General features: G+C 72.9%; 20 protein-coding genes. 15 read left to right on the top strand and 5 right to left on the bottom strand.

From position 1 onward, the window contains the following. Positions 1–23: 23 nt before the first annotated feature. Positions 24–458, top strand: a complete 435-nt coding sequence (locus tag AB0J74_RS02550; RefSeq protein ID WP_363443484.1) for a hypothetical protein — start codon at positions 24–26, stop codon at positions 456–458. A 44-nt stretch (positions 459–502) separates the two neighbouring features. Continuing rightward, positions 503–979 (top strand): hypothetical protein, encoded by a 477-nt coding sequence (locus AB0J74_RS02555; protein WP_363443486.1) that lies wholly within the window; start codon positions 503–505, stop codon positions 977–979. Between the two features lie 4 nt (positions 980–983). Here the strand turns inward: AB0J74_RS02555 and AB0J74_RS02560 are convergent, their stop codons facing one another. After that, a complete protein-coding gene (locus AB0J74_RS02560; protein WP_363443488.1) occupies positions 984–1,781 on the bottom strand; it encodes a 5'/3'-nucleotidase SurE in 798 nt (265 codons plus the stop codon). Next, positions 1,778–2,518, bottom strand: coding sequence for a DUF72 domain-containing protein (locus tag AB0J74_RS02565; protein ID WP_363443490.1), 741 nt, complete (start codon positions 2,516–2,518; stop codon positions 1,778–1,780). Before AB0J74_RS02565 ends, AB0J74_RS02560 begins: the two co-directional genes overlap by 4 nt. Before the next feature lie 153 nt (positions 2,519–2,671). Here AB0J74_RS02565 and AB0J74_RS02570 point away from each other — a divergent pair, with 153 nt between their 5' ends. Both AB0J74_RS02570 and AB0J74_RS02575 read left to right on the top strand, forming a co-directional pair. Then, the gene (locus AB0J74_RS02570) at positions 2,672–2,974 is read left to right on the top strand and encodes a hypothetical protein (RefSeq protein WP_363443492.1); all 303 of its coding nucleotides are present in this window, start codon (positions 2,672–2,674) and stop codon (positions 2,972–2,974) included. A 28-nt stretch (positions 2,975–3,002) separates the two neighbouring features. Continuing rightward, positions 3,003–4,250 (top strand): cupin domain-containing protein, encoded by a 1,248-nt coding sequence (locus AB0J74_RS02575; RefSeq protein ID WP_363443494.1) that lies wholly within the window; start codon positions 3,003–3,005, stop codon positions 4,248–4,250. Here AB0J74_RS02575 and AB0J74_RS02580 read toward each other — a convergent pair. After that, the gene (locus AB0J74_RS02580) at positions 4,247–4,939 is read right to left on the bottom strand and encodes a GntR family transcriptional regulator (RefSeq protein ID WP_363443496.1); all 693 of its coding nucleotides are present in this window, start codon (positions 4,937–4,939) and stop codon (positions 4,247–4,249) included. The genes AB0J74_RS02575 and AB0J74_RS02580 overlap by 4 nt on opposite strands. Positions 4,940–5,099: 160 nt before the next feature. Between AB0J74_RS02580 and AB0J74_RS02585 the strand changes: the two genes are divergently transcribed. Genes AB0J74_RS02585 through AB0J74_RS02600 form a run of 4 tightly spaced genes read left to right on the top strand, consistent with a single transcriptional unit; the run spans position 5,100 to position 9,703 of the window. Beyond that, positions 5,100–6,218, top strand: coding sequence for a mandelate racemase/muconate lactonizing enzyme family protein (locus AB0J74_RS02585; protein WP_363443498.1), 1,119 nt, complete (start codon positions 5,100–5,102; stop codon positions 6,216–6,218). Between the two features lie 40 nt (positions 6,219–6,258). After that, positions 6,259–7,818, top strand: a complete 1,560-nt coding sequence (locus tag AB0J74_RS02590) for an ABC transporter substrate-binding protein (protein WP_363443500.1) — start codon at positions 6,259–6,261, stop codon at positions 7,816–7,818. Between the two features lie 2 nt (positions 7,819–7,820). Further along, complete coding sequence (locus AB0J74_RS02595) at positions 7,821–8,822, top strand: ABC transporter permease (RefSeq protein WP_363443502.1); 1,002 nt, start codon at positions 7,821–7,823, stop codon at positions 8,820–8,822. Further along, complete coding sequence (locus tag AB0J74_RS02600; RefSeq protein WP_363443504.1) at positions 8,819–9,703, top strand: ABC transporter permease; 885 nt, start codon at positions 8,819–8,821, stop codon at positions 9,701–9,703. The genes AB0J74_RS02595 and AB0J74_RS02600 overlap by 4 nt, the downstream gene beginning before the upstream one ends. 14 nt (positions 9,704–9,717) lie before the next feature. Here the strand turns inward: AB0J74_RS02600 and AB0J74_RS02605 are convergent, their stop codons facing one another. After that, on the bottom strand, positions 9,718–10,416 hold the full coding sequence (locus AB0J74_RS02605) for an RNA-guided endonuclease TnpB family protein (RefSeq protein WP_363443506.1): 699 nt from the start codon (positions 10,414–10,416) through the stop codon (positions 9,718–9,720). 98 nt (positions 10,417–10,514) lie between these two features. Here AB0J74_RS02605 and AB0J74_RS02610 point away from each other — a divergent pair, with 98 nt between their 5' ends. From AB0J74_RS02610 to AB0J74_RS02630, 5 genes are read left to right on the top strand one after another with little or no spacing between them, the layout of a single operon-like run. Then, entirely contained in the window at positions 10,515–12,368 is a 1,854-nt protein-coding gene (locus tag AB0J74_RS02610) for an ABC transporter ATP-binding protein (RefSeq protein WP_363443508.1), read from the top strand. Next, positions 12,368–13,459 (top strand): aminotransferase class V-fold PLP-dependent enzyme, encoded by a 1,092-nt coding sequence (locus tag AB0J74_RS02615; protein ID WP_363443510.1) that lies wholly within the window; start codon positions 12,368–12,370, stop codon positions 13,457–13,459. Before AB0J74_RS02610 ends, AB0J74_RS02615 begins: the two co-directional genes overlap by 1 nt. 6 nt (positions 13,460–13,465) lie before the next feature. Next, positions 13,466–14,446, top strand: coding sequence for a C-terminal binding protein (locus AB0J74_RS02620; RefSeq protein WP_363443512.1), 981 nt, complete (start codon positions 13,466–13,468; stop codon positions 14,444–14,446). Next, positions 14,446–15,558: a zinc-binding alcohol dehydrogenase gene (locus AB0J74_RS02625; RefSeq protein WP_363443514.1), complete on the top strand. Its 1,113-nt coding sequence runs from the start codon at positions 14,446–14,448 to the stop codon at positions 15,556–15,558. Before AB0J74_RS02620 ends, AB0J74_RS02625 begins: the two co-directional genes overlap by 1 nt. Further along, positions 15,551–17,362 (top strand): S9 family peptidase, encoded by a 1,812-nt coding sequence (locus tag AB0J74_RS02630; RefSeq protein WP_363443515.1) that lies wholly within the window; start codon positions 15,551–15,553, stop codon positions 17,360–17,362. The genes AB0J74_RS02625 and AB0J74_RS02630 overlap by 8 nt, the downstream gene beginning before the upstream one ends. 42 nt (positions 17,363–17,404) lie before the next feature. Here the strand turns inward: AB0J74_RS02630 and AB0J74_RS02635 are convergent, their stop codons facing one another. After that, positions 17,405–18,256 (bottom strand): fumarylacetoacetate hydrolase family protein, encoded by an 852-nt coding sequence (locus tag AB0J74_RS02635; RefSeq protein ID WP_363443516.1) that lies wholly within the window; start codon positions 18,254–18,256, stop codon positions 17,405–17,407. A 169-nt stretch (positions 18,257–18,425) separates the two neighbouring features. Between AB0J74_RS02635 and AB0J74_RS02640 the strand changes: the two genes are divergently transcribed. Continuing rightward, positions 18,426–19,730, top strand: a complete 1,305-nt coding sequence (locus tag AB0J74_RS02640) for an amidohydrolase (RefSeq protein WP_363443517.1) — start codon at positions 18,426–18,428, stop codon at positions 19,728–19,730. Beyond that, positions 19,727–22,021, top strand: a complete 2,295-nt coding sequence (locus tag AB0J74_RS02645; RefSeq protein WP_363443519.1) for a transketolase C-terminal domain-containing protein — start codon at positions 19,727–19,729, stop codon at positions 22,019–22,021. The genes AB0J74_RS02640 and AB0J74_RS02645 overlap by 4 nt, the downstream gene beginning before the upstream one ends. Positions 22,022–22,071: the final 50 nt, after the last annotated feature.

Genomic DNA, 22,071 nt, shown 5'->3' on the forward strand with positions numbered 1-22,071 from the left:
TGCTGACCGCGAGGCCCACTAGCATGTGGCGCAACCGCTACGAGATCGCTGTCGACGGCCGGCCGTTGACCACCTGGGACCAGTCGTTCTGGAAGCACGGCGGCACGTTCACCCTCGACGGCCGACCCTACGAGGTGCGCGGCAACTTCTGGGGCACCCGCTCGTCGCTGCTCGACCAGATGGGCGGCGAACTCGCGTCGGCCGAGCGGGTCGGTCGCCGGCGCTGGACCGTCACGTCGGCCGGCCAGACCTACCAGTTCCGCCGCGGCTCGTGGTGGGGCAACCGGCAGGACCTCTATGTCGACGACCGCCCGGTCGGCTCGGTGGCCCAGCAGAGCGCCTGGCGTCGCGACGTCGACGCCGACCTGCCCGGCATCCCGGTCCCGGTGCAGGTCTTCGTCCTGGCCGTGGTCCTCGCGATGTGGGACGCCCGACGGGCGGCGGCCGCGTCGAGCTGATCGGCGTCTACACCCGGCGTGCCGCGCGGAGCTAGCCTGGCGGTGTGCTGGTCGCACGCGAAATCAGCAGGTGGACCAACCGCTACGCGGTGAGCCGCGACGGCCGGAGGGTCACCACGCTCGACGCGATCGTGCGCGACACCGACGCCGGTTCGTTCACACTCGACGGTCACCGCTACGCCCTGCCCGGCGCCATCTGGGACGACCACTTCACCGTGCGCGACGGGCGGCGCGACGTCGTCGCGGAGGCCCACCGGGTCGACCGCACACGCTGGACCATCGTCGCGGCGGGGCAGACCTACCACCTGCGCCGCGGCAACTTCTGGGGCACCCGGCACCAGCTCGACGCCGGCGACCTGCCGCTGGGCATGGTCTACCGGGTCGGCGGCGCGGAGCGGGCGGTCGAGGCCGACCTGTCCGGCGTGCCGGCACTTGTCGAGATCTTCGTGCTGGCGCTGGTCCTGGCCATCCGCGACAACCAGACGACCAACCGGGTCGGGATCAGATCGCGCTGGTGGTGACCGGTCAGAGCCCCGGCAACTCCACGTCGGTGGCTTCGCCCAGGGCGCGCAGCGGGGTCACCGCCGCGTAGCCCTCGCCCAGCAGCGCCAGGTCGGTGCCGGCCACCAACTCCTGCTCCGACTGGCGCAGGGCCGTCCGCACGAATCCCTCGCCCGTCTCGACCACCGTCATCACGACCTGACCGAACGCGGCCAGCGTGGCCCGGCGTACGCCGCGCAGCCGGCCGGCGGGCAGGTCCGGTGCGTTGACGTTGAGCACCACGCCCGGCGGGGCGGCCAGCAGCGCGTCGACCAGGCCGACCGCCGTGGCCGCGGCGGAGTCCCAGTTGCGGGCCGCCTCGTCCTCCGGCGACAGTGTCACCACGCCGCCGCCGCTGGCCGTTGTCGCGTTGGACGCGGAGAGGATGTCGAGCGAGACCGCCATCGCCCGGCAGCCCGCGGCCGACGCCGTCAGCGCCGCGCCGACCGTGCCCGAGTGCAGCACCGCCCGGCCCGCGTTGGCGCCCCGGTTGATACCGGAGAAAACCAGGTCGGGCGGGGGACCGAAGGCGCCGCGCAGGCCGAGCAGCGTGATGTAGGCCGGTGAGCCGGCGATCGCGTAGCCGACCAGGCCGTCGAGATCGCGCCGTTCGATCAGCACCCGGCCGTCGTCCTCGGTCGCCCGCAGCGCGGCGCTCGTGCCGCTGGAGTCGGACCGCGGCGCGGCGACCACCGGGTCGCAGCCGTGCGCCGCCAGCGCCGCCACCAGCACCCGGATGCCGACGGCGTCGATGCCGTCGTCGTTGGTGACCAGGACCCTCATGGCGTACGCGACGGGTCCAGCCCGACCGCCGACGCCTGGCGCGCGAACGCCGCCGCGTCGACGACGGCCGCCCCGCCGTGGTCGTTGTTGAAGTAGACGTACGCGTCCGTGAACCCGTCCTTCAACCGCTTGGCCCAGGTGCGCAGCGCGGTCCGCCCGTACCGCGGCCGGGGTGTCGCCCTTCCCTCGTGAAACCGCAGGTATCCCCAGTCGGCCGTGCGCCACAACGGCGTCATCGGCCGGCCCAGCCGATCGGCCCAGGCCAGCGCGGCGTGATGCCGTTCGAGCACCGACCGCACCTCGTCGGTCCACCAGCTCGCGTGCCTCGGCTCGACCGCCACCCGGACGCCGCGCGGGAAACGGGCCAGCACGGCATCCAGCGCGGCCGGCGAGCCCTTCAGGTTGGGCGGGAGCTGGATCAACACCGGCCCGAGGCGGTCACCCAACCCGGCCGCGTGGTCCAGGAAGCGCTGCACGGGCTCCTCGGGGTCCTTGAGGCGCTTGATGTGGGTGAGGTAGCGGCTCATCTTGACGGCCACGGTGAAGTCGCCGGGCGTCCGCGACCGCCACTGGACGAACGTGGACCGCTCCGGCAGCCGGTAGAACGCGTTGTTGACCTCGACCGTCGCGAACCGGTCCGCGTAGTGCTCCAACCAGGCCCGCTGCGGCATCTTCTCCGGGTAGAAGGGGCCGCGCCAGTCCCGGTACTGCCACCCCGAGGTGCCGACGAGAATCACGGGTCCTCCATACCCCGCATTCGTCCCCCCAGCCCCGCGCCCACGGGTCATTCTGAGGTTGGTCGACCGGTTACAGGTGATCGTTGGCCGGGTACAGGGGCGTCTGGAGCGCCCCTTTGATCCGGGGCGCCGCAAGCGCGAGGGGGCAACTCGATGACACTCGACGACGACGACATGGCCACGACCGGATCCGGTAGCGCGGAAGGCCCGGCCGACGGCGGAGCCATGCCCGGCCGCCAGGACGGCGGTGCGGACGGCAGTGCCGAGGGCCCGGCGGACGGCGGCACCAATCCGTCCGGCCACGACGGAGGCGCCGACGGCAGCGCCGAAGGGGTCGCCGACGGCGGCACCAACCCCCAGGGCCACGACGGTGGCGCCGACGGCAGTGCCGAAGGCCCGGCCGACGGCGGCACCGACCCGAACGCCCGCGACGGCGGCGCCGACGGAAGTGCCTGACGGGTACCGCGGGATGACAGCTCGCGGGATGACAACCGGAGCGCCGGGCGGTGTACATCGCCCGGCGCTGTCCCGCTGTGTCAGCGTCGACCCGGCGAAGTTCGCCGGCGCCTACTGGGGCCGGGCGCCGTTGCTCTCGCGGGCCGGCGAACTCGACGGGTCCGACGGCTTCCGCGACCTGCTGTCGCCGGACGACGCCGACGAGTTGCTCAGCCGGCGCGGGCTGCGTACCCCGTTCATCCGGGTCGCCAAGGACGGTGCGATCGTGCCGCCCGGCCGCTACACCGGCGGCGGGGGAGCGGGCGCTGAGATCGACGACCAGGTGCTCGACGAGAAGATCCTCACGCAGTACGCGGACGGCGCGACCCTGGTCTTCCAGGGCCTGCACCGCACCTGGCCGCCGCTGATCGCGTTCGCCGGTGAACTCGGCGCGGCCCTCGGCCAACCGCTGCAGATCAACGCCTACCTCACGCCGCCCGGCAACCAGGGCTTCGCCACCCACTACGACACCCACGACGTGTTCGTGCTCCAGGTCGACGGTCGCAAGCGCTGGAAGATCCACCCGCCGGTGCTGGCCGACCCGCTGGAGCGGCAGAACTGGAACGGCCGGGCCGACGAGGTCACCGCCACCGCGGCCGGCGAACCCGCGCTCGATGTCGTGCTCGAGCCCGGCGACGCGCTCTACCTGCCGCGCGGCTGGCTGCACAGCGCCGCCGCGCAGGACGACTCCTCCCTGCACCTGACCGTCGGCATCCGCGCACTGACCCGCTATGCCCTGGTGGAGGCGCTGCTCGGCGAGGCTGCCGACGACCCGCGGTTGCGGGCCACGCTGCCCTACGCCCTCGACGTCAGCGACCCGGACCAGATCGAGCCGGAGCTGACCGAGACCATCGAGGCGCTGCGCGACTGGCTCGACACGGCGTCGCCGGCGGCGGTCGCCGAGCGGCTGCGCCGCCGTTCCTGGCCCGCCGCCCGCCCGGCCGCCCTGCGCCCGCTGGCCCAGGCCGCGGCGATCCGCACGCTCGCGCCGGACGATGGGATCGTCCCGCGGGAACGGCTGCGCTGGCGGCTGGAGCCGGCCGGCGACGACCGGATCACGTTGCGCGTGTTCGACCGCGCGGTGACCTTCCCGGCCGGCTGCGCGCCGGCGTTGCGGGCGTTCCTCGACGGCGCCGTCACCCGGGTCGGCGACCTGCCCGGCCTCGACGGCGACGAGGACCGCCTGGTGCTGGCCCGCCGCCTCCTGCGCGAGGCGATCGCAGTCCCGGCCGGTTAGGCGTCGGCCGGCGCCGTCATGAGCTCCTCGGGTGCCGACTCGAGCAGCGCCCGTGTCGTGAAGGAGATGTGCTTCGTCAGCGCCGCCTCGGCCTGCTCGACGTCGCGCGCCAGGACCGCGTCGCGCAGCGCCCGGTGCTCGCCCGCGATGTCGCGGGTGTCTTCGCTGCCCAGATGGCGTGACCAGCGCCGGTAGAGCTCGGCCGAGTCGCGCAACGACGCGGCGATGTCGCGCAGCCGGCGGCTCGGGCAGCCCTCCAGCACAGCGGCGTGGAACGCGGCGTGCGCGGTCGCCCAGTCTTCGTTGACCGCGCGCGGCTGCACGGTCGCGAGCTCCGGCGTGCGGTCGAGGGTGTGGTAGGCCGCCACGACGCGCGACTCCCAGGCCAGGTCGCCGTGGTTGATCGCGTGCCGCAGGCAGAGCGTCTCGATGTCGATCCGGGTGTTGGTCAGGTCGCGCAGGTCTTCCTCCGACACCGGCGTGACCCGGAACCCGAGCTGCGGCTCCGACAGCACCAGGCCCTGCTCGACGAGCCGGGACAGCGCCTCGCGGAGGACGCCGACGCTCGTGCCGTAGCGGACGCCCAGGTCAGCGAACGGCAGCCGCTGCCCGGGCAGCAGGCGCCCGGTCAGGATGTCGCCGCGGAGGTTCATATAGATGCGCTCCGCTCGGGTTTCACTGCGTGGCATGGTTGACACTCTAGCGGACTCGCGAATGTGGCGGGCGAAGTAACAGATCCCCTCTGGGATTCGAAAATGTATTGACACCTCGAACGTAGGCTGAACATACTCGGCGATCACAGGGGCCCAGCGGCGGCGGGCGGCCTTTGACCGACGAGGAGCGTGGGCAATGGCGATCCAGCGGGTCGAGGTTTTCCGGCTCAGCCAACCCATCGCCGCGGCGGCGGGTCCGTCGGGCGCCACCTACCGGGAGCGCAACAGCATCCTGGTGCGCCTCCGCGACAGCGATGGGCTCGACGGCTGGGGCGAGACCTACGCCCGCGCCGGCGTGGCCGCCGCGATCGAAGAGGTGGGCGGGCTGCTGGTCGGCCGCGACGCCGCCGACGCCCGGCCCCTGCTTGACGCGCTGCGCATCGCGACCCCCGACGGGTTGGCCCTCAGCGCGCTCGCCATCGCCCTCGACGACCTGCGCGCCCGCCGTCTCGGCGTGCCCGTGTCCACTCTCTACGGCGGCCGCCGGCGCGAATCCGTCCGGGGCTACGCCTCCAGCGGTGGCTACGTCGAGGGCGTCGACCCCGAGCGGACCTGGCCCGACGAGGTTGCCGCCGCGGTCGCTGACGGCTTCACCGCTTGCAAGATCCGGATCGGCCGCTTCACACCCACCCGCGAGCTGCCGATCCTCGCCAAGGTGCGCGACCAGGTCGGCCCCGACGTCGAGTTGATGGTCGACGCCAACGGCGCCTACGCGGTGCCGCGCGCCCGGCAGGTCGCCCGCGGCCTGGCCGACCTCGGCTTCCGCTGGCTCGAGGAGCCGCTGATCCGGCACCGTGGCGGCCTGGCCTACCCCGGCTACGAGCACCTCGGCGGCCTCGGCATCGCGATCGCCGCCTACGAGGGCCTGGAGACCCGCGGTGCGTTCGACTCCTATCTGACACACACCCCGGTCGACATCGTCCAGCCGGACGTGGCGATCTGTGGCGGGATCGGCGAGTTGCTGTTCGTCGCCGACCTCGCCGCCTTGCGTGGCCGGCAGTGCGTCCCGCACGCCTGGGGCGGCGCGGTGCTGCTCGCCGCCACCCTTCAGGCGATCAGCCTGCTGCCCGAACCCTCCGAACTGGACGGACCGGACTCGCCCGTGCTCGAGGTGGACCGGTTCGAGAACCCGATGCGCACCCGGCTCGCCCACGAGCCGTTCACCCTCACCGCCGGCCGGATGACCATTCCGGACGGCCCCGGCCTCGGCATCACCGTCGACGAGGACTTCGTGCGGCACGCCTCCGCCGGCTGAACACCACGCCTTGCACTGATCGCGATCGGAGACCCCCCTCATGACGAATGTGATCAATCGACGCACGCTGTTGAAGACGGGCGCGGGCGCCGCGCTCGGCCTCGGAGTCTTCGGGCTCGCCGCGTGCGGCGACGACGGTTCACCGGCGCCCGCGGGCGCCGGTGCCGCCGGCGGCCCGAAGAAGGGCGGCACGCTGCGCTGGGCGGTCGCCGCCGGTAACGCCACGCAGGTCGCCGACCCGGCCAAGGCCGGCGGCACCATGCCGCTGCTGATCGCCACCAACTGCTACGACACGCTGGTCCGGGCCGACCAGAACTACCAGCTCACCCCGGCGCTGGCCACCGAATGGTCGTCCACCCCGGACGCGCTGACCTGGACCTTCAAGCTCCGGCCCTCCGTCACGTTCCACGACGGCAGCCCGCTGACCGCACAGGACGTCGTCTACTCGTTCAAGCGGATCCTCGACCCGGCGCTGGCCGCGGTGGGCCTGGCGCAGATCGGGCCCTACCTCGACGCGTCCGGCATCGCGGCGGCCGACCAGAGCACGGTCAAGCTGACGCTGAAGAAGCCCAACGCGTTCATCCCGGTGATGGTCTCGCACGCCGGCTTCAGCATCGTCAAGGACGGCACCACCGACTTCAGCAAGGGCAACGGAACCGGCCCGTTCACGCTGGCCGGCTTCGACCCGGCCGCCCGCACCTCGCTGGCCCGCTTCGACGGCTACTGGCAGGACAACAAGCCCTACCTCGACCAGATCCAGATCGTGGTCATCGCCGAGGACGCCACCCGCCTGCAGGCCGTCACCTCGGGCAGCCAGGACGTCGTCGACAACATCACCGGCGCCAACACGCTCCTGCTCAAGGGCAGCGTCGAGCCCTACATGCTGAAGAACGGCGGCTGGGTCGGGCTGACCATGTTCGGTGACACCGCGCCGTTCGACAACCAGAAGATCATCCAGGCGATGCAGTACGCCGCCGACCGCAAGAAGATCATGTCGGTCGTGGCACCGGGCATCGACATCATCTCGCCCGACATCCCGATCCCGCCGGACGACCCGTTCTTCCCGTCCGGCATGCAGCCGCGGGCCTATGACCCCGACAAGGCCAAGGCGCTGCTCAAGGAGGCGGGCGTCGGCGGCAACTTCAGCTTCGACGTCTACGCCTACGAGGGCGACAAGCTGGACACCGCCGTGAGCTTCAAGAGCACCGCCGAGGCGGCCGGCATCAACGCCAACGTGATCACCTGGCCGCACGCCACGTTCTTCACCGACATCTTCAAGAAGAAGCCGGCGATCGGGATCAGCGTGGCCCGCCTGCACATCTCGCAGGCCCTGCCCCGGCTCTACGGCAAGGGCGGCGACCTCAACATCACCCACTTCAGCAACCCGCGGTTCGACGACCTGGTCGCGCAGGCGACCGCGTCGGCCGACCCGGCGAAGCAGAAGCAACTCTTCACCGACGCGCTGACGATCGTCAATGACGGTGCCGCCAACGTGATCCCCGGCTGGGAGGGTCAGGTGTACGGCAAGAACAAGCGGGTGCAGGGGTTGGACGCCGCCAACGGCGCGCACATGTACCTGGCCGGCGCCTACCTGCGCTAGCCATGACACAGACCGCACAGCAGGCCGGGCGCCCTCGGATCCAGCGGGCGCCCCGCCGCCTGCCCTACCTCGTCCGCCAGCTGATCACGCTCGTGGTCACGCTGTTCGCCATCACCATCGTGATCTTCGGGCTGACCGCCATTGCCGGCGACCCGGCCCGCGACATCCTCGGCCAGTACGCCACCGACGAGCAGGTGACCGCGTTCCAGCACCTGCACCACCTCGACCAGTCGGTGGTGGTGCGCTACCTCGAGTGGCTCGGCGGCGTGTTCCGCGGCGACCTCGGCGTCTCCTACCAGTCCAACGGGCCGGTCTGGGACGTCATCTCGCCGCGTCTCGGCCCGTCGATCGTGCTGGTGCTGCTCTCCTGGGTGCTCACCGTCGTCGTCTCGGTGCCGATCGGCCTCTACTCGGGTGTCCGGCTGCGCGGCAAGCGGGACGCCTCGCTGACCTTCGTGACGCTGATCGTCGCGGCGTTCCCCGAGTTCGTGCTCGGCCTGATGCTGGCGATCCTGCTCGGCGTCTGGCTGGCCTGGCTGCCGGTCGACTCGACGGCGGTCAGCTACGGCGGCCTGTTCGACAGCCCGTCGGCCTACGTGCTGCCGGCCATCACGATCGCGCTCGGCACGATCCCCTACATCATCCGGCTCATGCGGGCGAACGCCCGCGAGGTGGCGTCGGAGACCTATGTGCGGGCGGCGGTGCTGCGCGGCGTCACCGAGCCGTCGCTGTCGCTGCGGCACATCCTGCCCAACGCGGCCCCGCCGGTGGTCACCGCGCTGGGCCTGCAGTTCGCCGGTCTGATCGGAGGCGTGGTGGTCGCGGAAACGCTGTTCGGCTTCCCGGGAATGGGCCAACTGCTCGCCCAGTCAGCGGCGTCCCGCGACGCACCGGTGGTCGAGGCACTGGCGCTGATCATCGGCGCCGTGTTCGTCATCGCCAACCTGGCCGCCGACGCGATCGTGGTCTACGTGACCCCCAAGCTCCGGGACTCGGTGCGATGAGCGTCCTCGACAACGTGACCGCGGCCGACCTGCCGATGCCGAGGCAGCGGCGGTGGCGCAGCTTCCTGGCGATACCGCAGGGCGGCTTCGGCGTGGGCCTGCTCCTGCTGCTGCTGGCGCTCGTCGTGGTCGGGCCGTTCATCGCGCCCGACTCGCCCAACGAGATCAGCGACCAGCCGATCCTCGGCCCGTCGGCGCAACACTGGCTGGGCACCGACTCCTACGGCCGCGACATCCTCAGCCGGGTGCTGCACGGCGGCGCCTCGGTGATCCTGCTGCCGCTGGTCGCGGTCGCCGCCGCGATGGTGGTGGCCACCCTGGTGGGGCTGGTCGCCGGCTATCTCGGCGGCAAGGTGGACGCGGTCGTCACCTGGGTGATCAACATCGCGCTGGCCATCCCGTCCTACCTCGCGGTGCTGGTCGTGGTCGCGGCGTTCGGCGGCGGCGGTGCGGTGGTCGTCACCGCGGTCGCGGTGGTCTACGCGCCCTACATCACCCGGGTCATCCGCTCGGCCACCCAGGCCATCGCGCCGCGCGAGTTCGTGCTGGCCGCCAAGGCCCGCGGCGAGTCGCTCGGGTGGATCCTGTTCCGCGAGATCACCCCGAACATCGGGCCGACCCTGTTGGTCGAGATCGCGCTGCGGTTCACGTACGCGATCATGTTCATCGCCTCGCTGAGCTTCCTCGGTCTCGGCGTCCAGCCGCCCAGCGCCAACTGGGGCGTGATGGTGGCCCAGAACCGGGCGCTGCTGCTGGTCTCGCCGGTCGGCGTGCTCGTGCCCGCGCTGCTGATCGGCGTGCTCGCGATCGCGGTCAACCTCATCGCCGACGCACTCACCCAGTTCTTCGGCGACCGCATCCACGAACGGCTGATGGTTTGACATCCTTCGCCGCCCTAAAGAGCGGGAATTCCCTTGGTCGCCCTTGGGTTTTCCTGCTTCGGCACCGACTGCCTCGTGCGGGCGTGTGCCCGTTGAGGACTGTTGCGTGCCGCGTTCACGTCGCGGTCGTGGATGGTGCCGCAACGGCACGTCCACTCCCGCACGCTCAGCGGCATCTTCTCGGCGAGTACGCCGCATACGGAGCACAGCTTGCTCGAGGGGAACCAGCGGTCAACGACGATCAGGTTCCCGCCGTGCCAGTCGGTCTTGTACTCCAGCATGGTCCGCAACTTTCGCCAGGCAGCGTCGCTGATTGCCCGGGCAAGGCTCCTGTTTCTGACCATGTTGCGGACGCTCAGATCCTCGATCACGAGCGTTTGGTTTTCGCGCCCGAGTCGAGTAGTCAGTTTGTGCAGATGGTCGTGCCGGCGGTCGGCGATCCGAGCCTGGACGCGGGCGACCTTCACCCGGGCCTTGGCCCGGTTGTTGGAGCCCTTGGCCTTGCGGGCGAGCCGCCGTTGAGCACGGGCGAGCCGCACCCGGTCCTGGCGTTCGTGGCGCCGGTTTGGGACCTTCTCCCCGGTCGACAGGGTGAGCAGGGAGTCGAGCCCGGCGTCGATCCCGACCGCGCTCGTGGCGATGGTTTCGGCGATCACGTCGTCGCAAAGCAGCGACACGAACCAGCGGCCGGTCGCGTCCTGCGAGACCGCCACCGTGGACGGCGTGTGAGCGACATTCGTGGAGGCGCGCCGTCCGGGTGCCTTCGTTTCCTACCCGCCCTGAGGGATCGGGTATCCATGGAGGTGATCCGATGACGACGCAGACAGCGCAACGCGACGGTGACCTCGCGGCGGAGGGCCTCTCGGTCGGCTACCGGTCGCGTGACGGGCTGACCCAGGTGCTCGCCGACGTCTCGGTGCGGTTGCACGCGGGCCGGATCCTCGGCCTGGCCGGCGAGTCCGGTTCCGGCAAGAGCACGCTGGCCCTGTCGCTGCTGGGCTACCGGGTCGCCGGGCAGGAGACGCTGGCCGGCAAGGTCGCGTTCGACGGCCGCGACCTCGACCGGGCGTCCGTCAAGGACCTGCGCAAGGTGTGGGGCGCCCGGCTAGCCTACCTGCCGCAGGACACCGCGACCTCGCTCAACCCCGCCCTGACCATCCGCCGGCACTTCGTCGAGGGGCTGCGCCGGCACCGCGGTCTCGACACGGCGGCCGCCCTGGCGCGTAGTGCGGAGTGGCTCGGCCGGGTGGAGATCCCGGAGCCCGAGTCTGCGCTCCAGAAATATCCGCACCAGTTCAGCGGCGGGCAGCAGCAGCGGATCGCGCTGGCGCTGGCGCTGTCGGTCGAGCCCGAGGTGCTGATCCTCGACGAGCCGACGACCGGGCTCGACGTGGTCACCCAGGCACACGTCAACCGGCTGATCGTGGCCCTCGCCCGGGACGCCGGCATCGCCGCCCTCTACGTCAGCCACAACCTCGCGCTGCTGGCCACCGTCTGCGACGAACTGGCCATCATGTACGCCGGCCAGATCGTCGAACAAGGCAATGCGGCCAGCCTGTACGCGGCGCCGCGGCACCCGTACACCGCCGCCCTGATCGGTGCCGTGCCCACGATCGCGTCCGACCGGCCGCTGCACGGTATCCCCGGCATCCCGCTGCCGTCGGTGCCGGTGCACACCTGCGGTTTCGCGCAGCGGTGCGGGTTCCGCAGCGATGCCTGCGCGACCGACATCCCGCTGGTCAGCCTGGCCGACGACCGCGCGGCCCGGTGCGTCCGGCTCGACGACCTGCCGCCGTTCGACCCGGCCGCCGAGGCGGGGCCGGCGGTGGTGACCTCGCGCCCCGCGGCCGCGGCCGGCCTCGACGCGATCCTGACCGTCGACAACGTCGGCGTCGTGTTCGCCCGGCCCGGCTCGGGTGATCCGTTCGTGGCGGTCGACGACGTCTCGGTGCGGGTGCCGGCCGGCCGCGCGCTGGGCATCGCGGGGGAGAGCGGCAGCGGCAAGTCGACGCTGCTGCGCGCGATCGCCGGCCTGGTGCGCCCCTCGTCGGGCACGGTCACCTATCGCGGCGCGCGACTGGCCGGGCTGGCCGGCGAGCGACCGGTCGCGCTGCGCCAGGCGATCCAGATCGTCTTCCAGAACCCGGACTCGACGCTCAACCCGCGGCACACCGTCTACCAGTCGCTGGAACGGCCGCTCAAGCTGTTCCGTTCCGATATCGCCAAGCGCGACCGGCGCGAGGCCGTCGCGGCCATGATGCGCCAGGTCCGGCTCTCGCCCGACCTGCTCGACCGCTATCCCCGCAACCTGTCCGGCGGGCAGCGGCAGCGGGTGGCGATCGGCCGGGCGCTGCTGGCCGAGCCCGAGGTGCTGCTCTGCGACGAGGTGACCTCGGCGCTCGACGTGTCGGTGCAGGCCTCGATCCTGGAACTGCTGGTGGGCCTGCAGGCCGACCGGGAGCTGACGGTGGTCTTCGTGACCCACGACCTGGGCGTGCTGCGGGCGGTCGCCGACGAGGCGATCATCCTGCAGAACGGGGTGATCCGGGAGGAGGGGCCGACGACCAAGCTGCTGCGGGAGCCGACCCACGCCTACACGAAGGAGCTGATCGCGGCGGTGCCCAGCCCGGAGCGGTCGACCGAGTTCCTCGGTGGAGGCTCCTAGTGCATCCGTCCGCGCGCGCCGAGTTCGCGCCGCTGTCCCGCACCTACCTCAACACCGCCGGCTACGGCCTGCCGTCGCGCCGCACGGTGGCCGCCCTCGAGGGCGCGCTCGCCACGTGGCAGGACGGGTCGGCCGACTGGGTCGACGACTGGGACGTGCGGGCCGAGCGCTGCCGGGCCGCCGCCGGGCCGCTGCTCGGCGCACCGGTCGACGAGATCGCACTGCTGCCGGCCGTGTCGGTGGGTGCCGGGGTCGTGCTCGGCTCACTGTCGCCCGGCGACGAGATCCTCGTGCCGTCCGGTGAGTTCGCCTCGGTGTTGCTGCCCGCGCTGGTCGCGGCGGCCGCGCGGGGCCTGCGGGTCCGGCAGGTTCCGTTCGACGCGCTCGCCGACTCGGTTCGCGCGGATACCGCGCTGGTGGTGACCAGCCAGGTGCGCTCCAACGACGGCCGGGTGCAGGACCTGGCGGCGGTCGCGTCCGCCGCCCGCGCCGTCGGTGCCGCCGTGCTGGTCGACGCGACCCACGCGGCCGGCGTGCTGCCGGTCGACGCCGAGTCGCTCGGGCTCGACTACGTGCTCGTCGCCGCCTACAAGCACCTGCTCTGCCCGCGCGGCGTGGCGCTGATGCGGGTCGCCCGCTCGCGCTGGGACCAGGTCCCGGCGGCCGTCGCGTCGTGGCGGTCGGCGGGCGACGCCTACGCCCACTACTACGGCCCCTCGCTGGCCGACCTGGCGCCGACCGCGGCCCGGTTCGACGTGTCGCTGGCCTGGCACGCCTGGGTCGGCGCGGTGCCCGCGCTGGAGTTCCTGGCCGCCGTGCCGGCCGAACAGCGGCGCGACTGGTGTGTCGGCCTCGCCGACGAGGCGGCCAAGCTGCTCGGCCTGCCGCCCACTGGCTCGTCGGTGCTCGCGGTCCCGGTCGCCGACCGGGCCGCGGCCGCTTCCGCGCTGCGGGCGGCGAACATCGTGACGTCGGTGCCCCCCACCGGCCCCGGCGCCGTGATCCGGTTGTCGTTCCACCTCTACAACGACCTGTCCCAGGCGCGACTCGTCACCGACGTGCTGGCGCCGCACATGGAAACCCGGAGGTAGCCCGCGATGAGTTCGGTCGTGCAGCTCGAGTACGTCGGCGATCTCGCGCCGTACGACGAGGAGACGGCGGCGCTGGCCGAGGTCGGCGCCGAGCTGACCGTGGTCCGCGCCGCGGACGGCGACGCGCTGGTCGAGGCGGCCCGCGACGCCAACGTGATCTGGGTCGAGTGGACCCCGCACCTGACCCGCGACGTGCTGGAGCGGCTGCCCAAGCTGGGCCTCGCGATCCGCTGGGGCGTCGGCTACGAGCAGATCGACGTGGCCGCGGCGACCGAGTTGGGCATCGCGGTGGCCAACGCGCCCGCGTACTGCACCGAAGACGTCGCCGAGCACGCCCTCGCCCTGCTGCTCGCGGTCTCCCGCCAGGTGGTCTACCGCGATCGGCAGGGCCAGCAGGGCCTGTGGCGGCACGGCCCGGCCCAGCAGCGGCGGCTGGCCGGCAGCACGGTCGGCGTGGTCGGGCTCGGCCGCATCGGCCGGCACGTGGCCCACGTCGCGGGCGCGTTCGGCGCGACGGTGCTCGGCTACGACCCGGTGGTCACCTCGACCGACCCGGCGGTCCGCCAGGTCTCGTTCGAGGAACTGCTGGCCGCTTCCGACTTCGTCAGCGTGCACGTGCCACTGACCGACGGCACCCGCCACCTCTTCGACACCGACACGCTGGCCCTGATGCGGCCGCACGCCACGCTGGTCAACACCAGCCGCGGCGGCGTGGTCAGCCAGGCGGCGCTGGTCGAGGCGCTCGACGCCGGCCGGCTGGGCGCCGCCGCGCTCGACGTCTTCGAGCAGGAGCCGCTGCCGGCCGACAACCCGCTGCGCGGTCGCGCCAACGTGATCCTCACCCCGCACGAGGGCGCCAACTCGCCGCAGTCCGGTCGCGACCTGCGCCGCGCGGTGTACGGCGCCACCGTCGAGTGGCTGACGACCGGCTGGACGGACGCGATCGTCAACCCGTCGATCCGCCCGCACGCCCGGGGTGTGCGCTGATGGCCCGCCGGGTGCTGGCCCAGGGTGGTGGTGTCATCCTGCGCGACGTGCCGGACCCGACGCCCGGCCCCGGCGACGTGCTGGTCCGCCCGCGCTACTCGGTGATCAGCCCCGGCACCGAACGGTCGATCGTGCGGGCCACCCGCACCAGCATCGCGGCGGCGCACGAGTATCCGAACGCCGCGTACGAGTGGCGCACCGTCCGCTCCGGCGCCGTGCGCGGCCAGACCCGGATGCCGCAGCCGCCGCCCGACGACGCGGCGTCGCTCGGCTACAGCCTGGCCGGCACGGTCGTCGCGGTCGGTGAGGACGTGCTCGACCTGCGCCCGGGCGACCTGGTCGCGTGCAGCGGCAGCCAGTGCGCCTACCACTGTTCGCTCGTCGCCGTGCCGCGCAACCTGACCGTGCCGGTGCCGGCCGGCGTCGACCTCGCCGCCGCCGCCCACGTCACGCTCGGCGCGGTCTCGATCGAGGCGCTGCGCCGCACCGAGTGCCGGTTCGGTGAGACGGTCGCGGTCTTCGGCAGCGGCATGCTCGGCCTGCTGATCGCCCAACTCGCGGCGTCGGCCGGCGTCTACGTGGTCGCGCTGGACACCAACACCGAGCGGCTCGCGCTGGCCACCCGGCTGGGCGCGGTCGCGACGCTCACCGACACGGGCACTGCCGGGCTCGACCGGGTACGCGCCCTGACCGGCGGCTTCGGCGTCGACGCGGTGATCGTGGCGGCCGCCGACCCGGGCAGCACGCTGGTCAACTTCGCCTTCGACCTGCTCCGCCCCGGCGGGCGGGTGGTCGCGCTGGGCGACTTCGGGATGGACCTCGACCGGGCGAGGTTCTTCGGCGCGCAGGCCACCTTCGTGCCGTCGATCGCCTACGGTCCCGGCCGTTACGACCCGGTCTACGAGGAGAACAACGTCGACCTGCCGATCGGCGTTGTGCGCTGGACCGAGAACCGCAACATGGGTCACTTCGTCCGCCTGCTGGCCGAGAAGCGCGTCGACCTCGACGTCATGACCGCGGCCCGGGTGCCGTTCGACGACGCGCCGGCGGCTTACGCGGCCCTGTTCGCCGCCGACTCGCCCCTGACCGCGGTGCTCGACTTCGGTGACTGACCTCCGCTGGCTGGCCGACCCCCGCCTGTCACCAGACGGCACCCGGGTGGCGTACGTGGAACGCACCTTGGACCACACCACCGATGCGGTGGTATCCCGGGTGGGTGTGGTGCCGGCCGCCGGCGGCCCCACGGCGTGGCTCGGCCCCGGCGAGGCCCCACGCTGGGCCCCGGACGGCACCCGGTTGGCGGTGTCACGCGGCGAGACGCTGTGGCTGATCGACCCGCACAGCGGCGAGGCGACGCGACTGGCCAGGCAGGCCGGCGGCCAGATCACCGAGGCGGCCTGGGCCCCGGACGGCTCGATGCTGGCGCTCGCCCGCTCCGCGGTGGTCGAGTCGCTCGACGGCGTCCGAGTCGACGGCCGGCCCGGCCGCTGGCGCCGGCACCGCCGCATCCAGGTGGTCCGGGCCGACGGCCATCCGCTGTGGACACTAGCCGGCGACGCGCACAGTCCACAGTGGTCAGGCGACCGGCTGGCCTTCCTCACCGACGAGTTCGGCTCCGGCGGCGACCTGTGCGTCGCGACCGGCCCGGACGAGGTCACCCGCCGCACCGACGGTTCCGGCCCCGTGCGCGGCTTCGCCTGGAGCCCCGACGGGACCCGGCTCGCCTACCTGGGACATCGCCATGGCGACGCGGGCGACGTCAACCTGCGGCTCTGGCTGACCGATCCCGACGTCGAGTTGACCGCCGACTGGCGCCACGGCCTGGGCAACCCGGTCCGCGGCGACGACCCCAGAGGCACCGGCGACGCGACCGTGGTCTGGTCGGCCGCCTCGGGCCGCGTCTACACCGAGGTCGCGATAGGCGGCCGCGGCCCCCTGGCCTGGTTCGCCCCGTCATCCGGACGCAGCGGCCGCGCGTTCGACGGCGGCCACACCTGCCTGTCCCCATCCGTCGCCGCCGGTCGGATCGCCTTCATCCGCACCGACCCCCGCGACCCGGGCGACATCCACGTGGCCGAGGAAACCACGGAACGCCCGCGAGCCCTGACGGAAGCCAACCCGTCGGCGGTACGCGCGGCCGCCCCGACGGTCCCGTTGGAGGTGCACGCGTCCGACGGCGTCGAGATCGACGCCTGGCTGACCACGAGGCCGGGAGGACGCCGACCGCTGCTGGTCAACATCCACGGCGGCCCACACGGCGCGGTCGGCTGGCGCCACACGGCCGAGGTCCAACGCCTGGCCGCGAGAGGCTACGCGGTGCTGACCCTCAACCCGCGCGGCAGCCAGGGCTACGGCGAGGACTTCGCGACGGCCATCAGAGGCGACTGGGGCGGCAAGGACTGGTCCGACATCACCGCGGCGGTGGACGAGGCGGCCGGGTTGCCCGGCGTCGACCCGGCGCGCATGGCGATCTGGGGCGTCAGTTACGGCGGCTTCATGGCCCAGTGGGCGATAGCCCACACCGACCGCTTCGCCTGCGCGGTGAGCGAGAACGGCCTCAGCAACTTCCTGGCCGCCTGGGCCGCCCCCGGCTTCTGGGACCTGCCCATGGCCGGCACCCCCTGGACGTCGAAGCGCTACGTGGACCGCTCACCCCTGCTGGAAGCTGACCGGATCAACACACCGTTGCTGCTCATCCACGCCGAGCACGACCAGGTGGTGCCCCTGTCGCAGAGCGAGCAGATGCACGCCGCCCTGCGGCTGCTCGGTCGCGAGGTCGACCTGGTCCGCATCCCCGGCGAGGGCCACCTGATGAACCTCCTCGGCCGCCCGTCAGCCCGAGCCCGCCGCGCGGCGGCGGTCGACGCTTTCCTGGACCGCCACCTGCGCCCCGAGTCGAAGGATGCCTGTCCGTAGGCCCGCCGGGGCGGCGGGGCGGGCGATCCAGGTCGCGAGCGTTCAGACGGCCGCGTGAACGCCCACGACGCAGCGCTGGCGGATCGCGCCGATGCCTTCGACCGTGCTGACCACCTCGTCGCCCGGGCGCAGGAAGACCGGGGGAGTGCGGCCGGAACCCACTCCGTCCGGGGTGCCGGTGAAGATGAGGTCGCCCGGCAGGAGGGGGCACACCGCCGACAGGCGGGAGACGAGCGCGGGGACCGACATCAGCATGTCGCGGGTGCGCCCGGACTGCATCACCTCGCCGTTGACGGTGCAGTCCAGGGCCAGGTCGTCGACGTCGTCGAACTCGTCGAGGGTGACCAGCCAGGGCCCGGTCGGGCCGAAGCCCGGGAACGACTTGCCCAGGCTGAACTGTGGCGACTGCCCGAGGGTCTGCACGCGGCGCTCGGAGTAGTCCTGGCCGACGGTCAGGCCCGCGATGTGCGACCAGGCGTCGTCGGTCGTGACGTGGTCGGCCCGGGTGCCGACGACCGCGACCAGCTCGACCTCCCAGTCGACGGAATCGCCCGGGATCGGCAGCTCGCCGTGCGGGCCGGTGATGCAGGTCGGAAACTTGGTGAAGGTGATCGGCACCTCGGGGATGTCGTAGCCGGCTTCGAGCGCGTGCGCGCCGTAGTTGAGGCCGACCGCGAACACCTGCGCCGGCCGCGGCGACGGCGCGCCCAGGTCGGTCTCGTCGAACGGCGTCGCGTCGCCGTCGAGCACGGCCGCCCAGGCGGTGAACTCGGCCCAGCGGGCGTAGACCGCGGCGGGGTCGGCCGCGAAGCGGCCGCCGCTCGCGCGCTCGACGTCGATGCCGCCGGACGGCGTGACGACCGTCAGCCGGCCGGCGACGTTGGCAATCCGCATGTGCCGCTCCTTGCTCGCCAAAAGGGCCGGCCGCCCGGCCCGCCTCAGCATCGACCGCAAGTGTTCGAGTAGTCAATAGACTTTCGAAAACAGGCCGACATTTCCTTGAGCGCGGCTGACAACGAAAGCTAGTCTGTGGCTCGAATGTGGTCCACAGGGGAGGCAACCGATGACGACCGAGTCCCCACCCGAGACGGCCGGCCGCGCCCGCGCCGTGCTCAGCGGCCTCGACGGGGTCATGCCGGCCGTCGACGCGATCTACCAGGACCTGCACGCACACCCCGAGTTGTCGGGGTGTGAAGCGCGCACGGCCGGGATCGTCGCGGAGCGCTACGCCGCCGCGGGCCTGGCGGTGACAGCCGGCTTCGGCGGGCACGGCGTCGTCGGCGTGCTCGCCAACGGGCCCGGGCCGGTGGTCGGGGTGCGGGCCGACTTCGACGCGCTGCCGATCGCCGAGGACACCGGCCTGGCCTACGCGAGCATTGCGGTCGGCGACCGCCCCGACGGCACGACCGTGCCGGTCATGCACGCCTGCGGCCACGACCTGCACACCGCCAGCCTGATCGGCGCGGCCGAGTTGCTGGCCGCCCGCCGCGACCTGTGGCGCGGCACGCTGCTGCTGATCGCGCAGCCGGCCGAGGAGACCATGCAGGGCGCGAAGGCGATGCTCGGCGAGGGACTGTTCGAGAAGTTCCCGCGCCCCGACGTGGTGCTGGCCCAGCACTGCGCGGTGACCCGCACCGGCATGGTGCACCACCGGCCGGGGGTCGCCTACTCGGGTTGCCGCAACTTCCGGGTCACCATCCACGGCCGCGGGGCGCACGGCGCGGCACCGCACTGGTCGGTCGACCCGGTGCTGCTGGCCGCGCAAACCATCGTGTCGCTGCAGGGCATCGTCGCCCGCGAGATCGATCCTGGCGAGATGACCGTGGTCACCGTGGGTTCCGTGCACGCCGGCACCCGGCCCAACATCATCCCGCCCGAGGCGGTGCTCGAGGTGACGTTGCGCGCCACGAGCGAGCCGGTGATGGACACGCTGCAGGCCGCGATGGAGCGGATCGTGCGGGGCGTGGCCGAGACCGGCCGGGCGCCCCGGTCACCGGACATCGAGTTGCTGGAGCACACGATCCCGGTCGACAACGACGCGGCGGTCACGGATCGGGTGCGTGCCGTGCACACCGAACTGTTCGGGGCCGGCGACGTGATCGACCTGCCGTCGGCCAACAACGGCAGCGAGGACTTCGCCTACTTCTCATCGTGGGACGGCGTCTCGATACCGGCCACGATGTGGTTCTACGGCAGCACCGACGCCGCGCTGTGGGACGCGGCGCCCGGCGACCTGCGCGAGCGGATGGCGCGGATGCCGGGCCAGCACACCCCGTTCTACGCGCCGGACCGGTTGCCGACCCTGCGCCGCGGCATCGAGACGCTGGTCAGCGGCGCCCTCGCCTACCTGCCGGGGCGGCCGGCATGAGGGCGGAACTGGAAGAGATCGAGCGGCGGGTGCTCTGGCTCGCCGTGCGGATGGTCGACGCCGCCAACCGGGAGCGCGACACCGGCGACGGCGTCAAGGTCGGCGGGCACCAGGCCTCGTCGGCGTCGCTGGTCTCGGTGCTCACGGCCCTCTACTTCGGGCACCTGCGGGCCGCCGACCGGGTCTCGGTGAAGCCGCACGCCGCGCCGGTCTTCCACGCGATCAGCTACCTGCTGGGCAACCTCGACCGGTCCTACCTGACCCGGTTGCGGGCCCGGGGCGGCCTGCAGGCCTACCCCTCGCGCACGAAGGACCCCGACGGCGTCGACTTCTCGACCGGCTCCGTCGGCCTGGGCGCCGCCGCTCCGCTGTTCGCCGCCGCCACCCGGCGCTACGTCGACGCGCACTTCGGCGAGCGCGAGCCGAGCCGGTTCGTGGCCGTCATCGGTGACGCCGAACTCGACGAGGGCAGCGTCTGGGAGGCGGTGGCCGACCCGGCGACCGCGGGCCTCGGCAACGTGATGTGGGTCGTCGACCTCAACCGCCAGTCGCTCGACCGGGTCGTGCCCGGCATCCGGGTCGCGCAGTGGGCCGCCCAGTTCGCCGCGGCCGGCTGGCACGTGGTCGAGGTCAAGTACGGCTCCCGGTTGCGCGCGGCGTTCGCCCGGGAGCACGGCGGCGCGCTGCGGGACTGGCTCGACGCGATGCCCAACGAGCACTACCAGTCGCTCTTCGGCCTCGGCGGCGAGGAGCTGCGCAAGCGGTTCCTCGACGGCGCGCCGGCGCCGGTCACCGCGGCCGTCGCCGGCGTGCCCGACCCGGAACTGGCGGCCCTGCTCCAGGACCTGGGCGGGCACGACGTCGAAGCGCTGCTGGCGGCGTACGCCGAATGCGACGCCGTGACCGACCGGCCGAGCGTCGTGTTCGCGTACACCGTGAAGGGTTGGCACCTGCCCGCCGCCGGCCATCCACGCAACCATTCGGCGTTGCTCAGCGGCGAGCAGATCGACGCGCTGCGGGAAGCCAGCGGGCTGACGGCCCGGACCGAGTGGGACCGGCTCGACCCGTCGTCGGCCGCGGGCGCGCTGGTCGAGGCCCGCCGTGCGGCGCTGGCCCGGCCCGAGGCGGCGGCGCCGCAGCGGGCCACGGTGCCCCGGCGCTCCGGCGTCCGGGTCGGTGCCCGGGCGTCCACCCAGGAGGTGTTCGGCCGGGTGCTCACCGACCTGGCCCGCGACCCGGCCGTGGCGCCCTACCTGGTGACCACCGCACCAGACGTGGCCACGTCGACCAACCTGGCCGGATTCATCAACCGCACCGGAATCTTCGCGCCCGACCCGCGCACGACCTGGTCGACCGACCCGGTGCTGCGCTGGGTGGAAGGGCCCGGCGGGCAGCACATCGAGCTTGGCATCTCCGAGATGAACCTGTTCATGCTGCTCGGCCAGCTCGGCCTGGCCGGCGAGCTGTCGGGCCAGCCGCTGCTGCCGGTGGGCACGGTCTACGACCCGTTCGTCTGCCGCGGGCTGGACGCGTTCATCTACGCGGCCTACACCGGCGCCAGCTTCGTCGTCGCCGGCACGCCGTCCGGTGTGACACTGGCGCCGGAGGGCGGAGCGCACCAGTCGACGCTGACCGCCTCGATCGGGCTGGAGCTGCCCGGAGTCACGTTCGCCGAACCGGCCTACGGCACGGCGCTCGACTGGCAGCTGTGCGCCGCGCTCGGTGCGGTGGCGTCGGGCCAGGGCGCCTTCTACTTCCGGCTCACCACCCGGCCGATCGACCAGGCGCCCTTCGACGCCGCCCGGGACCGGCTCGGCGACGCGGTGCTGCGCCGGCAGGTGCTGGCCGGCGCCTACCGGCTGCGCGACGGTGGCGCGGCGGCCACCGTGCAGCTGGTGGCCAGCGGCGCGGTGCTGCCCGAGGTGCTCGCCGCGGCCGACGAGCTGGCCGGCGAGGGCGTCGCCGCCCATGTCGTCGACGTCACCTCGCTCGACCGGCTCTACACCGACTGGCAGGCGGCATTGCGCACCGGCATCCGATCGGCGCGGGTGCCGGCGCTGCCGGGTGTGCTGCGCGGTGTGTTCGCTGCGGGCCTGCCGCTGGTGACCGTGCACGACGCGGCCTCGCACGCGATGGCCTGGCTGGGTTCGGCACTCGGCGTGCCGTGCGTGCCGCTCGGCGTCGACGGCTTCGGGCAGTCCGGCAGCGTGGCCGACCTCTACGCCCTGCACGACCTGGAGCCGGGCGCGATCGTCAACGCGGCCCTGTCCGCGCTGGCCCTCCATGGCTGAGCACGAGCTGGTGCTGGCCGGCGGCACCGTGGTCGACGGCCCTTTGGGCC

Origin of the sequence: Asanoa sp. NPDC049573, from assembly GCF_040676615.1 — a bacterium.
In the GTDB taxonomy this organism is placed as follows: domain Bacteria; phylum Actinomycetota; class Actinomycetes; order Mycobacteriales; family Micromonosporaceae; genus Asanoa.

Coding starts and splice junctions, on each gene's coding strand:
- AB0J74_RS02620 (WP_363443512.1), top strand. CDS start 13,466: ATGAGTTCGGTCGTGCAGCTCGAGTACGTCGGCGATCTCGCGCCGTAC.
- AB0J74_RS02580 (WP_363443496.1), bottom strand. CDS start 4,939: ATGCCACGCAGTGAAACCCGAGCGGAGCGCATCTATATGAACCTCCGC.
- AB0J74_RS02575 (WP_363443494.1), top strand. CDS start 3,003: ATGACAACCGGAGCGCCGGGCGGTGTACATCGCCCGGCGCTGTCCCGC.
- AB0J74_RS02610 (WP_363443508.1), top strand. CDS start 10,515: ATGACGACGCAGACAGCGCAACGCGACGGTGACCTCGCGGCGGAGGGC.
- AB0J74_RS02585 (WP_363443498.1), top strand. CDS start 5,100: ATGGCGATCCAGCGGGTCGAGGTTTTCCGGCTCAGCCAACCCATCGCC.
- AB0J74_RS02595 (WP_363443502.1), top strand. CDS start 7,821: ATGACACAGACCGCACAGCAGGCCGGGCGCCCTCGGATCCAGCGGGCG.
- AB0J74_RS02600 (WP_363443504.1), top strand. CDS start 8,819: ATGAGCGTCCTCGACAACGTGACCGCGGCCGACCTGCCGATGCCGAGG.
- AB0J74_RS02570 (WP_363443492.1), top strand. CDS start 2,672: ATGACACTCGACGACGACGACATGGCCACGACCGGATCCGGTAGCGCG.
- AB0J74_RS02625 (WP_363443514.1), top strand. CDS start 14,446: ATGGCCCGCCGGGTGCTGGCCCAGGGTGGTGGTGTCATCCTGCGCGAC.
- AB0J74_RS02640 (WP_363443517.1), top strand. CDS start 18,426: ATGACGACCGAGTCCCCACCCGAGACGGCCGGCCGCGCCCGCGCCGTG.
- AB0J74_RS02645 (WP_363443519.1), top strand. CDS start 19,727: ATGAGGGCGGAACTGGAAGAGATCGAGCGGCGGGTGCTCTGGCTCGCC.
- AB0J74_RS02635 (WP_363443516.1), bottom strand. CDS start 18,256: ATGCGGATTGCCAACGTCGCCGGCCGGCTGACGGTCGTCACGCCGTCC.
- AB0J74_RS02560 (WP_363443488.1), bottom strand. CDS start 1,781: ATGAGGGTCCTGGTCACCAACGACGACGGCATCGACGCCGTCGGCATC.
- AB0J74_RS02590 (WP_363443500.1), top strand. CDS start 6,259: ATGACGAATGTGATCAATCGACGCACGCTGTTGAAGACGGGCGCGGGC.
- AB0J74_RS02550 (WP_363443484.1), top strand. CDS start 24: ATGTGGCGCAACCGCTACGAGATCGCTGTCGACGGCCGGCCGTTGACC.